The 14,675-nt window shown below is 36.4% G+C and carries 15 protein-coding genes; 8 read left to right on the top strand and 7 right to left on the bottom strand.

What is annotated here, in order from left to right:
- Window positions 1-77 precede the first annotated feature (77 nt).
- From ACFSQP_RS08140 to ACFSQP_RS08115, 6 genes are all read left to right on the top strand, one after another.
- Entirely contained in the window at window positions 78-1,070 is a 993-nt protein-coding gene (locus tag ACFSQP_RS08140; protein WP_376893270.1) for a DNA-directed RNA polymerase subunit alpha, read from the top strand.
- A gap of 138 nt (window positions 1,071-1,208) precedes the next feature.
- Window positions 1,209-1,715 (top strand): 50S ribosomal protein L17, encoded by a 507-nt coding sequence (rplQ, locus tag ACFSQP_RS08135; RefSeq protein WP_376893268.1) that lies wholly within the window; start codon window positions 1,209-1,211, stop codon window positions 1,713-1,715.
- A 192-nt stretch (window positions 1,716-1,907) separates the two neighbouring features.
- Complete coding sequence (gene carA, locus ACFSQP_RS08130; protein WP_376893266.1) at window positions 1,908-3,014, top strand: glutamine-hydrolyzing carbamoyl-phosphate synthase small subunit; 1,107 nt, start codon at window positions 1,908-1,910, stop codon at window positions 3,012-3,014.
- A 171-nt stretch (window positions 3,015-3,185) separates the two neighbouring features.
- Window positions 3,186-4,481, top strand: a complete 1,296-nt coding sequence (eno, locus tag ACFSQP_RS08125) for a phosphopyruvate hydratase (protein ID WP_376893264.1) — start codon at window positions 3,186-3,188, stop codon at window positions 4,479-4,481.
- A gap of 293 nt (window positions 4,482-4,774) precedes the next feature.
- The gene (locus ACFSQP_RS08120) at window positions 4,775-6,061 is read left to right on the top strand and encodes a citrate synthase (RefSeq protein WP_376893262.1); all 1,287 of its coding nucleotides are present in this window, start codon (window positions 4,775-4,777) and stop codon (window positions 6,059-6,061) included.
- Window positions 6,062-6,121: 60 nt separating this feature from the next.
- Window positions 6,122-7,036, top strand: coding sequence for a dimethylarginine dimethylaminohydrolase family protein (locus ACFSQP_RS08115; RefSeq protein WP_376893260.1), 915 nt, complete (start codon window positions 6,122-6,124; stop codon window positions 7,034-7,036).
- A 5-nt stretch (window positions 7,037-7,041) separates the two neighbouring features.
- On the opposite strand, the gene ACFSQP_RS08110 is transcribed toward ACFSQP_RS08115, so the two are convergent.
- The 4 genes from ACFSQP_RS08110 to lysS form a co-directional block, all read right to left on the bottom strand.
- On the bottom strand, window positions 7,042-8,208 hold the full coding sequence (locus ACFSQP_RS08110; protein ID WP_376893258.1) for a M28 family peptidase: 1,167 nt from the start codon (window positions 8,206-8,208) through the stop codon (window positions 7,042-7,044).
- Window positions 8,209-8,360: 152 nt separating this feature from the next.
- Window positions 8,361-8,798 (bottom strand): PH domain-containing protein, encoded by a 438-nt coding sequence (locus ACFSQP_RS08105; RefSeq protein ID WP_376893256.1) that lies wholly within the window; start codon window positions 8,796-8,798, stop codon window positions 8,361-8,363.
- 15 nt (window positions 8,799-8,813) lie between these two features.
- Window positions 8,814-9,341: a DUF3828 domain-containing protein gene (locus tag ACFSQP_RS08100; protein WP_376893254.1), complete on the bottom strand. Its 528-nt coding sequence runs from the start codon at window positions 9,339-9,341 to the stop codon at window positions 8,814-8,816.
- A 176-nt stretch (window positions 9,342-9,517) separates the two neighbouring features.
- Window positions 9,518-11,212, bottom strand: a complete 1,695-nt coding sequence (lysS, locus tag ACFSQP_RS08095; RefSeq protein WP_376893253.1) for a lysine--tRNA ligase — start codon at window positions 11,210-11,212, stop codon at window positions 9,518-9,520.
- Between the two features lie 142 nt (window positions 11,213-11,354).
- On the opposite strand from lysS, the gene ACFSQP_RS08090 reads away from it, so the two are divergent.
- Both ACFSQP_RS08090 and lipB read left to right on the top strand, forming a co-directional pair.
- Window positions 11,355-11,513 (top strand): YqaE/Pmp3 family membrane protein, encoded by a 159-nt coding sequence (locus ACFSQP_RS08090; RefSeq protein WP_376893251.1) that lies wholly within the window; start codon window positions 11,355-11,357, stop codon window positions 11,511-11,513.
- Between the two features lie 116 nt (window positions 11,514-11,629).
- Window positions 11,630-12,346 (top strand): lipoyl(octanoyl) transferase LipB, encoded by a 717-nt coding sequence (gene lipB / locus ACFSQP_RS08085; protein WP_376893249.1) that lies wholly within the window; start codon window positions 11,630-11,632, stop codon window positions 12,344-12,346.
- Here lipB and ACFSQP_RS08080 read toward each other — a convergent pair.
- The 3 genes from ACFSQP_RS08080 to ACFSQP_RS08070 form a co-directional block, all read right to left on the bottom strand.
- Complete coding sequence (locus tag ACFSQP_RS08080) at window positions 12,339-13,160, bottom strand: tryptophan-rich sensory protein (protein WP_376893247.1); 822 nt, start codon at window positions 13,158-13,160, stop codon at window positions 12,339-12,341. The two genes, lipB and ACFSQP_RS08080, sit on opposite strands and share 8 nt — an antisense overlap.
- A 175-nt stretch (window positions 13,161-13,335) precedes the next feature.
- A complete protein-coding gene (locus ACFSQP_RS08075; protein WP_376893245.1) occupies window positions 13,336-13,911 on the bottom strand; it encodes an MliC family protein in 576 nt (191 codons plus the stop codon).
- A gap of 188 nt (window positions 13,912-14,099) precedes the next feature.
- Window positions 14,100-14,621: a YceI family protein gene (locus ACFSQP_RS08070; RefSeq protein WP_376893243.1), complete on the bottom strand. Its 522-nt coding sequence runs from the start codon at window positions 14,619-14,621 to the stop codon at window positions 14,100-14,102.
- Window positions 14,622-14,675 lie beyond the last annotated feature (54 nt).

The following is a 14,675-nucleotide window of genomic DNA, read 5'->3' as shown; positions in this document are numbered from 1 at the left end:
ATTTAGCCAAAGGGTTTATTGGTCTTCTTCAAACCTTTAAACCGCGCAACTAAATAACAATTAAAACGAAGAACAATATGGCAGTATTTAATTTCCAAAAACCCGATAAGGTAATCATGATAGACTCTACTGATTTCGAAGGCAAATTCGAATTCAGACCTCTAGAGCCAGGTTATGGTTTAACTGTTGGAAATGCATTAAGAAGAGTATTACTTTCCTCATTGGAAGGTTTTGCAATTACATCCGTTCGTATAGAAGGCGTGGATCACGAATTCTCTACCATTGCAGGTGTGGTTGAAGACGTGACAGAAATTATTCTTAACTTAAAACAAGTTCGGTTTAAGCGTCAAATAGAAGATGTAGATAACGAGTCTGTTTCTATTTCTATTTCAGGTCAAGAGCAAATTGTTGCTGGCGATTTCCAGAAGTTTATTTCTGGTTTCCAAGTGTTAAATTCAGATTTGGTTATATGTAACCTAGATCCTAAAGTTAACATTAACATGGAAATTACAATAGAAAAGGGACGTAGCTACGTGCCAGCGGAAGAGAACAAAAAGAGTTCAGCGCCAATAGGTACCATTTTTATGGATTCTATTTACACGCCAATTAAAAATGTTAAATATAGCATTGAAAATTTCCGTGTAGAACAAAAAACCGATTACGAAAAATTAGTTTTTGAAATAATTACCGATGGGTCTATTAGTCCGCAGGATGCCCTTACCGAAGGAGCTAAAACGCTTATCCATCACTTTATGTTGTTCTCCGATGAGCGCATTACTTTGGAAGCCGATGAAATTGCCCAAACTGAAACTTATGACGAAGAGTCGCTACACATGCGTCAGTTATTGAAAACGAAATTGGTAGATATGGATCTGTCTGTTCGTGCCTTAAACTGTTTAAAAGCTGCAGAAGTAGATACTTTAGGCGATCTAGTTTCGTTTAACAAAAACGATTTAATGAAGTTCCGTAACTTCGGTAAAAAATCTTTAACAGAGCTGGAAGAACTGGTTAATGTTAAAGGCCTTAACTTCGGAATGGATTTATCAAAATATAAATTAGATAAAGACTAAACCTGATAGCCATAACAAACCTGTTTAGCAGGTTTGTTGGCTGTTCTGTTTAAATTTATAAATAAACAAGTATTAACGACACATAGTTTGCTCTCCGAACGGATCTGGTAGCAAGATGTAGTCAAATTTAAAAAAGTCATGAGACACGGAAAAAAAATCAATCATTTAGGCAGAAAAACAGCGCACAGAAGGTCTATGCTTGCTAATATGGCTTGTTCTTTAATTGAGCACAAGCGTATTAACACCACGGTTGCAAAAGCCAAAGCGCTTAAGCAGTTTGTGGAGCCTTTAATTACAAAATCTAAAGAGGATACTACGCATAACAGACGTATTGTAATGGCTAGATTAAGACAAAAAGACGCTGTTGCAGAATTGTTTAGAGATGTAGCGCCTAAAATTGCCGATCGTCCAGGCGGGTATACCCGAATTATTAAATTAGGAAACCGTTTAGGTGATAATGCCGATATGGCTATGATTGAACTTGTAGATTACAACGAAATTTACAACGCAGATAAAAGTGCCAAGAAAACAACGCGTAGAAGCAGACGTGGTGGTTCTAAAGGTGCATCAGCAGCTGCAGCAGCAGCAGGTACAACTGCAGCAGCAGCAACTGAAACAAAAAAGAACAACGAGGAAGAAGAATAAATTTTTTTCGCGTTCCGAATTAAAGAGGTGTTTATTTATAAACACCTCTTTTTTTTGTAGTTACTTTTGGCGGTAGGAATGTCGCTTCATCAGATGATTAAATCATGGAATTAAACTTATTCTTGTTGAAAAGTGGTTAAACATTTTAGATTATCCTTTTTTTTGTGCAATTTTGCGAAACTTTTTTAACGAATGAAATATAGCAAACGAGAAAAAGCCATAGTTCTACTAGCCGACGGAACTATTTTTCATGGCAAATCAACAGGAAAAAAAGGAACTGCATTTGGCGAAGTATGTTTTAATACAGGTGCCACGGGCTATCAAGAAATTTTTACCGACCCATCTTATTTCGGGCAAATCATGGTTACTACCAATGCCCATATTGGCAATTACGGAACGCATCCAGATGAAATGGAATCGGATTCCGTAAAAATTTCTGGCCTTATTTGTAAAAATTTCAGTTATAACTACTCACGAGTGGCATCAGAAAAAAGTTTAGAACAATTTTTTGAGGAACAAGGTGTATTGGCTATTTCCGATGTTGATACACGGGCACTTGTAAGTTATATTCGTGATAATGGCGCTATGAACGCTGTAATTACCACAGAATTAGATAACATAGAATCCTTAAAAAACGAGCTTGCGGCCTTCCCAAATATGGCCGGTTTAGAGCTGGCCTCTCAAGTGTCTACAAAAGAAGCCTACTATTATGGAAATCCGGAGGCTACCTATAAAATTGCGGCACTGGATTTAGGTATTAAACGTAATATTTTAAAAAATTTAGCAGCGCGCGATGCTTACATAAAAGTGTTTCCTTACAACACGCCTTTTGAAACACTTCAAGCTTTTAATCCAGATGGATACTTTTTATCCAATGGTCCTGGCGATCCAGAGCCACTGCTAGAAGCGCAAGCTGTAGCCAAGGAAATTTTGAATAAAAATTTACCGGTTTTTGGTATCTGTTTGGGGCATCAAGTTATTGCATTAGCAAACGGTATTTCTACCTATAAAATGCATAACGGCCATCGGGGAATTAATCATCCGGTTAAAAACTTACTAACGGGTAAAGGTGAAATAACATCACAAAATCACGGTTTTGCTATAAATCGGGAAGAAACCGAGCAACATCCTGATATTGAAATTACACATATACACCTTAATGATAATACGGTAGCTGGTATTAAAATGACCTCTAAAAATTGTTTTTCGGTACAATACCATCCAGAAGCAAGTCCGGGTCCTCTAGATGCCTCGTATTTGTTCGACCAGTTTATCAACAACATAAAACAATCTAAATAATCGTATAAACCTCAAAGCTATTTTAAAGCGCTTTGGGGTTTATACTTTTTAAGGAATAACTTTTTTAATAAGTAGCCAAGTTTACCAAATAATAAAGGTTGTTAAAATTCTAAATGAATGTGTTACACCCTTTAGAAGCAAAAGAGATATTAAATATATAATTTTCATATTATGAGTATAATAATAAACATTCACGCCAGGCAAATTTTCGATTCTCGTGGCAATCCAACAATAGAAGTTGATGTATTAACCGAAAATGGCTTTATGGGTCGCGCTGCTGTGCCTTCAGGTGCTTCTACTGGCGAACATGAAGCCGTAGAATTACGCGATGGCGGTACAAGCTATATGGGAAAAGGTGTTATGAAGGCTGTAAATAATGTAAATACACGTATAGCCGAGGCCTTATTAGGTGTTTCTGTTTTTGAACAGAATACCATCGATCAATTAATGATAGATTTGGATGGGACATCTAATAAATCCAATTTGGGCGCAAATGCTATTTTGGGCGTATCTTTAGCTGCGGCAAAAGCAGCTGCTAATGAATTAGGACTTCCCCTTTATCGTTACGTGGGTGGCGTATCTGCAAATACGCTTCCTGTTCCTATGATGAATATTATAAATGGCGGTTCGCATAGCGATGCACCTATTGCGTTTCAAGAGTTTATGATTATGCCGGTTAAAGCCAAAAACTTTTCGCATGCCATGCAAATGGGTAGTGAAATTTTTCATCACCTAAAAGCCGTTTTGCACAACCGAAAGTTAAGTACAGCCGTGGGCGATGAAGGTGGGTTTGCACCAAACCTAGCGGGTGGCACCGAAGATGCTTTAGATACCATAAAACAAGCAGTGGAAAATGCCGGTTATACGTGGGGCGACGATATTATGATTGCTCTAGACTGTGCGGCTGCCGAATTTTATAAAAACGGAACGTACGATTATACCATATTTGAAGGCGCTTCGGGGCGTGTAAGAACCAGTAAAGAACAAGCTAATTATATTGCAGAGCTTTGCCAAAAATACCCCATAATTTCTGTAGAAGACGGCATGGATGAAAACGATTGGGATGGCTGGCATTATTTAACAGAGCTTGTTGGCGAGAACGTACAATTAGTAGGAGATGATTTGTTTGTAACCAATGTAGAACGATTATCGAAAGGTATAAGCAACAACATAGCAAACTCTATATTAATTAAAGTGAACCAAATTGGAACCTTAACCGAAACAATTGCTGCCGTAAACATGGCTCATAATGCCGGTTATACCTCGGTTATGTCTCATAGATCTGGTGAAACCGAAGATAATACCATAGCCGATTTGGCTGTAGCTTTAAACTGTGGGCAAATTAAAACAGGATCGGCTTCCCGTAGCGACCGAATGGCTAAATACAACCAATTATTGCGAATAGAAGAAGCGTTGGCAGAAACGGCCTATTTTCCAAAAAACAAGGCTTTTAAAGTTAAAAATTAAAACGGCGTAATAGGCTATGCAATTAAAATTATTGGTTAGATTACCCTAAATTTTTACCTATCTTATAAGGTGGTAATTAACAATAAGGTAATACTGGCCAATGGTTTTACCGTGTATGTAAAGGCAAAAACCATTCAAAAAAATAGCAATTGTAAGGTTGCGTTATGAAATATCAATTTTACTAATGTTTATATTGATAAAACCTTGTTAATACGGTATTAAAATAGGCAGATATTTCGTAAATTCGTAATCCCAAAATAATTCAATAAAAATTATAATAAGAAAACAGATATATGGCAAACACAGCTACTTTAGAAATTAATGGCGAAAAGCATGAATTTCCTTTAATAAAAGGAACAGAAAATGAAGTTGGAATCGATATTAAAAAATTAAGAAGTACAACCAATGGTGTCGTTACTATAGATCCTGGTTACAAAAACACGGGTTCTTGCGAAAGTGCCATAACGTTTTTAGATGGAGAAAAAGGTATTTTAAGATACCGTGGTTATTCAATAGAAGAGTTGGCTGAAAAGGCAAACTTTTTAGAAGTTGCTTACTTGTTAATTTTTGGCGAATTACCAACCCAAGCACAATTAGATAAATTTCACGGCGACATAAAAGCACAGTCTGTGGTGGACGAAGATGTTCGCAAAATAATTGATGCTTTTCCAAAATCGGCGCATCCAATGGGTGTTTTAGCCTCATTAACAAGTGCCTTAACGGCTTTCAACCCGTCTTCAGTAAATGTTAATTCAGAAGAAGATATGTACAAAGCCATTGTTAAAATAATGGGTAAATTCCCAGTATTAGTGGCTTGGACACTTCGCAAGAAACAAGGTTTACCGTTGGATTACGGCGATAATTCGGTTGGGTATGTAGAGAACGTACTTAAAATGATGTTTAAGCAGCCAAACTGCGATTATAAACTAGATCCTGTTGTGGTAGATGCGTTGGATAAATTATTAATACTTCACGCAGATCACGAACAAAACTGTTCTACATCTACGGTAAGAATTGTAGGATCTTCGCATGCTGGTTTGTTTGCATCCTTATCTGCTGGTATTTCGGCGTTATGGGGACCACTTCATGGTGGTGCTAATCAAGCTGTTTTGGAAATGTTGGAAGGCATTAAAGAGGACGGTGGCGATACCAAAAAGTATATGGCAAAAGCCAAAGATAAAGACGATCCATTCCGCTTAATGGGCTTTGGCCACCGCGTTTATAAAAATTTCGATCCGCGTGCTAAAATAATTAAGAAATCTGCAGATGACGTTTTAGGAAACCTTGGGGTGCAAGATCCAATTTTAGATATCGCAAAAGGGCTAGAAAAAGAAGCATTGGAAGATGCGTACTTTGTAGATAGAAAATTATATCCAAACGTAGACTTTTACTCGGGTATTATTTACAGAGCAATGAATATTCCAACCGATATGTTTACGGTAATGTTCGCCCTTGGGCGCTTACCAGGGTGGATTGCACAATGGCGCGAAATGCGATTAAATAAGGAGCCAATAGGTAGACCACGTCAAATATATACAGGTGCTACACATAGGCCTTTTAAAGCAATAGATCAACGCTAATAAAAAGAAATATCTTTTAAGGCTTCATATTTTTTATGAAGCTTTTTTTATACCACTATTATGTTAAAATTACATGTTACAAACGAAACGTCCAGACTGCGGGCTGTAGTACTTGGTACAGCGGTTAGTAATGGACCAACACCTACTGAAAGTGAAGCCTACGACCCAAAGTCGCTAGAGCATATTAAGGCTGGAACGTATCCTATTGAGGCCGATATGGTAAAAGAAATTGAGGCCGTAGAAAAAGTGTTTAAAAAATACGATGTTAAAGTATTTAGACCAGAATTAATTACAGATTGTAATCAAATTTTTACACGCGACATTGCTTTTGTAATTGATGATGTGTTTATTAAAGCCAATATTTTACCAAACAGAGAGGAGGAGTTAGAAGCCGTTCAATATATTATCGATCAAATTCATCCAGACAAGGTCGTGCGCCCGCCAGCGGATGCGCATATTGAAGGTGGTGATGTCATGCTTTATAACGACCATATTTTTATTGGTACCTATAAAGGTAGCGATTATAAAAATTACATTACCGCTAGAACTAATATGGCCGGTGTCCAGTATATTAAAGAGTTGTTTCCAAATAAAATTGTAAAGGAATTCGATTTGGTAAAATCTAAAATAGAACCACGAGACAATGCTTTACATTTAGATTGCTGTTTCCAACCCGTGGGAAAAAATAAAGGTATTATTTATAAAAGTGGTTTCAGAGAGGAAAGCGACTATATGTATTTGGTGGATTTATTTGGAAAGGAAAACCTATTTCACATAACCCGAGACGAAATGTACCATATGAATAGTAATGTCTTTTCAATTGCCGAAGACGTGGTTATTTCTGAAAAAAACTTTACCAGGTTAAACGCTTGGTTGCGTGCCAACGGTATCACTGTAGAAGAAGTACCTTATGCCGAAATTGCTAAACAAGAAGGGTTGCTTCGCTGCAGCACAATGCCATTAATACGCGATTAAAGGCCTTATTTTAGCACTAATTTTTTAGTTGTTTTTTGTAAACCATTTTGAACCGTAATTAAATAGAAACCACGCTGCAAGCGCGAAACATCTACAGTTTGTTTGGCGCTTGTTGGGGTGCTATTATAAACCGCATTTCCGGCTACATTATAAATGGTAATTAAGGCATTTTTTTGAAGCTCATTGGCAATGGTAATGTTTACATAATTAGTTGCAGGATTAGGCGTTATTGTTATACCATTAGTAAATAATGTAGATTTTACCCCTAATGGGTTTGTGGCTACTGCAAATTCCAACGCCGCGCCTAGGGCACCTCTGGTTACTTGATACAAGTAATTAGGGTCCATGTTTTCTAACAAATCTTGAGGTGAATGGGAGTAAGGAGATTCATTCTTCTCGTATAAACCGGTTATAATATTTCCATTATTCTGAAACGGTACATAGTCCGAACCATACGCATAGGATATTTCTGTGTTTAGCGTACTGTACAAAGCCATACATGTTGCTAGGGTTTGCGTAGCTAATGCCGAGGCCGCATTATTGTTCCATGGGGCACTTCTATCCTCCTCACAGTAAATACGGTTATTTGTGGTTCCGTTAACACCGCCAACTTGATCGATGTTAAATACTACTTTAATATCTAAATCTTCAGGAATTACGGTATTGTTTACAAAATATTCGCTGCCTATAAGTCCTAATTCTTCCCCACTAAAATGAATAAACTTGATGGAATATTCGGTATTAATATTTGCCAATAAACGAGCCATTTCTAATAGTAAAACGGTACCAGATCCGTTGTCGTTGGTGCCTGGCCCATTTATGGTGTCGTAATGCGCATCAATTATAACATATGTGTCTGGGTAAAGGCTACCTGTTTTAGTTATAATAATATTGTGGGCAGTTGTTCCAGATACCGAAAAAGGCTGTTCCTCAATAGCCGTATATCCTAAACTTTGATATCTAGAAACCAACCAATCTTTTGTAGCAGTTAAAGCATTTTGACCAATTTGTTTTGTACCAAAATTTTCAAAAGTGGTTAAATCGTTCAGGATGTTGGATGCAGACACTTGGTTTACAGTATTACCGTAAAAGGTGTTATAGGTTTGTGCAGACGTAAAGGTAAAAGCAACTAAAAAAAAGAATACTGTAAACAGTTTGGTAACTTGGGTCATTGTAAAAAATAATTTCAACAAAAGTATGGTAATTCACAGGATTATAAAACCAAACAGGCTTTATTATACTGTTAAAGTACAAGCGTTTTTAAAAGTATTGCCATATCGCGTAACATGGCTGAATGATTTGTGCAAACCTAACAGGAGGTGGCTTACTTGCTGTACGATATTTTCAGGTCTGGCTTGTATGCTTTAAGTGTTTTAATAAAAGCAGTGTTAGTTTTAGGGCTAATATAAATTTCCTCGTACTTATTGTATTTTATAATTAAGCCATGCCTAGCTGTAGCGGGTTTTAAGCCCGACCAAAGTGTTTTTCCTACAACTACTTCATGTATGTTTGTAATTTCAATGCGCCCTCTTATTGGTCCGCTTTTATAAAATAAAGTTGTTGGTGTTAAGCGGTAGCTCGTATCCAGACCTAACCAAATTAACAAACCAATAAGCAGACATAACATGACATGAACGGTTTGAATTCTAAATTGTTCTGGGTCATTTAAAAATAAGCTGTTGTATAGCATGACTAATAAAAAGCCAATAATTATTAAACTAATTACAACAAAAACCGAATCTTTTCTGCTTTTAAAATGCATAGGCTTTATAAAAAATTAGCGTTTAGCGCGCATTGTTTCAGGTATGTTTACAATGCCAACACCGTCTACTAACCACTGCTGGTTTGTTTGGACTACCTTTATAGTGAGCTCAAAAGTGTCCCATGGTGATTTTCCTTTAAGTGTTATAAAATTTGAATTAGTATCTAAACTTTTAATTTGAAAACCCGCATCGGGATAATCTTGGGCATCAAAAAAAGGATCGAATCCTAAACCAATGTCTGGATTTTTAGCTTCGGCCGTGTTAATTAAATCTTCTAAAACCACTTTTAATGTTTGTGATGCTAGTGCTTGGTTATTAGTCCATGCTACAATAGGGGTTTGTGCACGCATTTTATTGCAGTTTGCTACATAGCTATTTATAAACGTTAATGCCGTAGTTGCCATAGCCAAAGAATCTGTTTGAAAGCCCGTTATGGTATCAGAATCTGTTTGCAAGGCGGTTTGCTTAAGAGTTTTAGGGGAGGTGTTATTCACGCATGATGCGAGTAGAATTCCAGCCATTAGGATAAAAAAGTGTTTCATACGTTTTAAGATTTTGGGTAATATATTAAGTCCTATTACCCAAACTAATTTACTAATTTATATGTTTTGAATGCTAACAAAGATTTTATTTTCTTTTAAATTTTACGCACAAAAAAGGCTTACTATATTGTAGTAAGCCTTTCTTTAAATACGTTACGTTTTCTAAAATTTTGGTGTTAAGCCATTTCTACAAATAAGCCTAACTCTGTTTTTTCAACTTTAGCTAGTTTATTTTTTGTTAGTTCTTTAATGGCTTTGTCCCATTTCTTGTTGCTTAAACCGGAGCTTTCCTTAAGGCTGTTTAAAGCTATTTTACCGGAAGATTTTAACAGGGCTAAAACGGCTTTCGCATCATCGCTAATAGCTAACGGTTTTTTCTCTGGACGCATTTGAGGGAAAAATAACACTTCTTGAATAGATTGATTATTGGTTAAATACATAGCCAATCTATCCATGCCAATGCCCATTCCAGCTGTTGGTGGCATGCCGTATTCTAAGGCACGTAAAAAGTCGTAATCTATAAATTCTGTAGCTTCGTCGTCTCCTTTTTCAGCCAATTTTAATTGGTGTTCAAAACGTTCACGCTGATCTATTGGGTCGTTTAATTCCGAATAGGCATTGGCAATTTCTTTTCCGCACACCATTAGTTCAAAGCGCTCTGTTAATTCTGGGTTGTTACGATGTTCCTTACACAACGGACTCATTTCTTTAGGGTAGTCTGTAATAAAGGTTGGTTGGATGTAGTTACCTTCACATTTTTCACCAAAAATTTCATCAATAAGTTTTCCTTTACCCATGGTTTTATTAACGGCAATTCCCATGTTTTTAGCCGCTTCAAAAATGTCATTTTCAGATTTTCCAGTAATATCAAAGCCTGTAAAATGTTTTATAGAATCGGCCATAGTAACACGCGCAAAAGGTGCCTTAAAGTTTATGGTGTGGTCGCCAAAAGTAGCTTCGGTTGTACCGTTTACAGCAATAGCACAATGTTCTAAAAGGCGCTCGCAGAAATCCATCATCCAGTTGTAATCTTTGTAAGCCACATAAATTTCCATGGCTGTAAATTCTGGATTATGGGTGCGGTCCATCCCTTCGTTGCGGAAGTTTTTAGAAAATTCGTAAACGCCATCAAATCCACCAACAATTAGGCGTTTTAAATATAATTCATTGGCAATTCGTAAATATAACGGTATGTCCAATGTGTTGTGGTGGGTAATAAATGGCCTTGCCGCTGCACCACCCGGAATGGGTTGTAAAATGGGTGTTTCTACTTCAAAATAACCAGCATCATTAAAAAAGCTACGCATGGAATTAAAAAGTTTTGTACGTTTAATAAATACATCTTTTACATGCGGATTTACCACTAAATCTGCGTAACGTTGTCTGTAGCGTTGCTCTGGGTCGGTAAAAGCATCATGAATGTTGCCTTCCGCATCTTCGCGAGGTTGAGGAAGTGGTTTTAAAGCTTTGGATAGTACAGTAAAATCTTTTACCATTACTGTTTTTTCGCCTACTTTAGTTGTAAATAACTCACCTTCAATACCAATAAAATCGCCTATATCCAATAGTTTTTTATAAACGGTATTGTATTTTGTTTTGTCCGTTCCGGGACAGATTTCATCGCGATTTAAATATACTTGAATACGTCCAGCACTATCTTGAAGTTCTGCAAAGCTGGCATTTCCTTGGATACGTCGCGACATTAAGCGGCCCGCTAAAACCACCTTTTTTCCTTCAGAAAAGTGCTGCTTAACCTGTTTAGAAGTTTCTTTAACAGGAAATAAATCTGCTGGATAAGGGTTAATTCCTAACTCACGTAATTTGGCAAGTTTCTCTCTTCTTACGATTTCCACTTCTGATAGCTGCGACATAAATAAAGTAAATTAATTTTTTTTAAGGGCACAAAGGTAATTACTATTCATTAGGATTTCAATATATTGTGCTTAAAATCCGAAGCAGGTTGTTTTTACAGTTTTAAAACAGCAGTTGTATATTCTAACTTAACTTTTTAGCATGAGTTTTTGGCGTGTATTAGTATCTATAATTTGTCCACCTTTAGCCGTTTTAGATAAAGGTTGTGGTTCTATTTTAATTGTTTTCCTTTTATGGTTATGTGGTTGGGTTCCTGGCATTATAGCCGCATTGGTAATTTTAAATAATCCAAAAGGCTAATTGTTTTTTGACTAATTAATAAAACGGGATTTCGTTTAGTTGCACCGGTTTAGCTTGTTTTAAGGAAAGCATATTTTACGTGCTCTTTTTAAATGTTTGTCGTAATTTTGTCTGGTATGAATAAGATAATTAAGTTACAGGAATTAGGTGTTCAGGATTACAAGCTAACCTGGGATTACCAAGAGGCGTTGTTTCAGGGGATATTAGATACTAAAATTAGAAACCGGCGCGAAAATACCCAGCTAGAAACACCAAATTATTTTTTATTTGTGGAACATCCACATGTGTACACCCTAGGAAAAAGTGGCGACTTGTCTAACTTATTAATTTCCGGAGCGCAATTAGCCGAAAAAGAGGCTACCTTTTATAAGGTTAACAGGGGCGGAGATATTACCTATCATGGTCCAGGTCAAATTGTGGGATATCCTATTTTAGATTTAGAAAATTTTTTTACTGATATTCATAAATACCTGCGTTTTTTGGAAGAAATGATTATTTTAACCTTACAGGACTACGGAATAAAATCCGAGAGAAGTCCGGGAGAAACTGGTGTGTGGTTGGATGTAGGTACGCCATTTGCTCGAAAAATTTGCGCTATGGGCGTGCGCGCTAGCAGGTGGGTTACTATGCATGGGTTTGCTTTAAATGTTAATGCAAATTTGGGGTATTTTGATAATATGATTCCTTGTGGTATTAAGGGCAAAGCGGTAACCTCGTTAAACGTGGAGTTAGGACAACAAACCGTAAACGAGACCCAGGTAAAAGAGCGTTTACGTAAGCATTTTGCCGCGCTTTTTGAAGCTAATTTTGAAATGCAAAAGCCTACTATTTAATCTTTTTTAGTCGCTTTCTGTCTTGTTGGTATTCCTTAAGCTTTAGTAATGGGTTGGTGGCTCTGTGCTTAAATCCATGAATGCCTGAACTAATAACCAACAGTGCGGCAGCTATTAAAGCGGAGACAAAAATAAGATTTTCCGTATTTTTATTGGCTATGGCAATAGCTATTAAAGCCCAAGCGCCAACCAAAGAAAATTCGCGCATGTTGCGCCGCCATGTTATAATTAGGTTAACAGCCGTTGCTACACAAATCATAATTAGGGTCCAAGTAACCGGCAAGAAACCAAAGCCATTCCACTCAATTTTTACTAAATACGCTGCTACATTTGCTATACTGGCAACGGTAACCCAGCCACTATATATAACAAATGGCCACCATAAAAATACAATTGTTGTAATTGGCGCATCCCAAAGTTCCATGGCGTTGTTACATACTATTTTTAATAGCGCAAATAATAATAGGAATATAAACACACAGGAAATGCCCGTAAAACCGTAAAGCCAAGCAAAAATCCAAGCGGCGTTAGCTACGCACGATACTACAAACCACCAGCCTGTTTTTAAGATAAAATCGTTATTCCTTACCTGTACAAACAAACTTCTGCTTTGGTAAATAATAAAGCCAAGCAACAATATATAAATAAGACCCCAAATTGAAAAGGCATAACCCGCTGGTGTAAAAAGAGAGTTTACCTGCTGTGATACGCTGCCAATAGTCTGATTGTTTATTGCCCCGGTATTAGAAAGGTAGTTTAGAAAAACAGTGAAAACAAAAGCTAGTATGTTGCTAATTTGAAGTGTTTTTTGCATTGATTGTTTATTTATAAATACCTAAATGTAAAGCCAAAAAGTTTCGTTTTTTGATGTTTTTGCAAATTATCTTAATGTATTTGCTAGCGGGTTGTTGGTTTAATTTTTGCTTCGGAAAATGACTTGTCTTTTTCAGGCTGTTTGCTAACGGTAAATATAGCGCCTTAAAAATTGATTAATTTTTAAAAACTACTGAATCGTTTTTGGTTAATTCTAGATGTTCGCCTTTGCCTCTTAATTCATATTCTTCATTTTTGTACCAAATTCCAGACCCAGGCGTTTGGCCGTTTAATTGAATTTCGTCCCCACCATCTAAATAAACCTTGGCGGTATTACTTGTGTTATTAAACACCATATTTAATGTTTGGCCTTGTTTGTTTGTAATGGTAGCGGTAACCATGCTATCTACGTGTGTAAAAATTAGCTGGTCGTGTTTTTTTAAATCTATGTTAGTGCCTTTGCCGCGCAACTCGTATTGTTCGTTTTTATACCAAAATCCAGACGCCGCGTTTTCGGCTTGTAAAATAGCCGTTTCCCCGTTTAGTGATATCGTAACAATATTTTTATTGTTGTTAAAGCTAAGTTCTAATGTTTGTCCATTTTTATCGGTAAAAGTTTCCATTATAAGGGTATCGGTAACCTTACTGTTTGTATGGTTAGAAGGTGTTTTTGTTTGGTTTTTAGTGCTGTCTTGGCAGGATATTAATATGGTAAAACCTAGGATAACGGCCTTTATAATATGTGTGTTCATATGGTTAAGTTTTTAAATGTTATGCGTGGAATCTTTTATAGATGAAGTTAGCCAAATAATTTTATATTAAAGCAAAGGTTTTAAAGAATTGTTAAGCAAAAAACGGCTTAAACCGAAGTCCAAACCGTTTTTTTAGGCTTCTCGTACTGCATAGCAATACGGAAGTACAACATGTTGTTTAGTATACTTTAAGATTGCTTGATAAATTGCACATCTACAACTAATTTTACTTTATCCGATACCACAATGCTACCAGCTTCGGTAACGGCACTCCAAGTTAAATTAAAATCTTTTCGGTTAATCTCACCTGAAATTTCAAAACCAGCTTTTGTTTGTCCGTATGGGTCTACTGCAACACCATTAAAATCGGCATTTAAAGTTACTTGCTTGGTAACATCCTTAATGGTTAAATCGCCAATTAATTCACTTCCATTAAAAGATTTTGAAACAAAACTCATTTCTGGATAGGCTTCAGAATTGAAGAAATCATCCGACTTTAAATGCGCATCTCTATCTTTATTTTTAGTGTTTATAGAGGCTGTTTTTGCGCTAAATGAAAATGAAGCATTGTTAAAATCATCGTCATCTGTTTGAGCGGTTGCTTGAAAATCTTCAAAGTGTCCTGTTACTGTTGAAATCATCATATGCTTTACTTTAAAAGCAATTTCAGAGTGTGCGTTGTCTATAGACCAGTTTGTGTTATTACTCATTGTTTTAAATTTTAAGGGTTATTAATTTTAAGGGTTATTTATATAATTTTTTAA

This window comes from Bizionia sediminis (assembly GCF_042684585.1).
Classification (GTDB): domain Bacteria; phylum Bacteroidota; class Bacteroidia; order Flavobacteriales; family Flavobacteriaceae; genus Algorimicrobium; species Algorimicrobium sediminis.
Note: the sequence above shows the minus strand (reverse complement) of the source record. Positions and strands in the feature narration are given on the sequence as shown.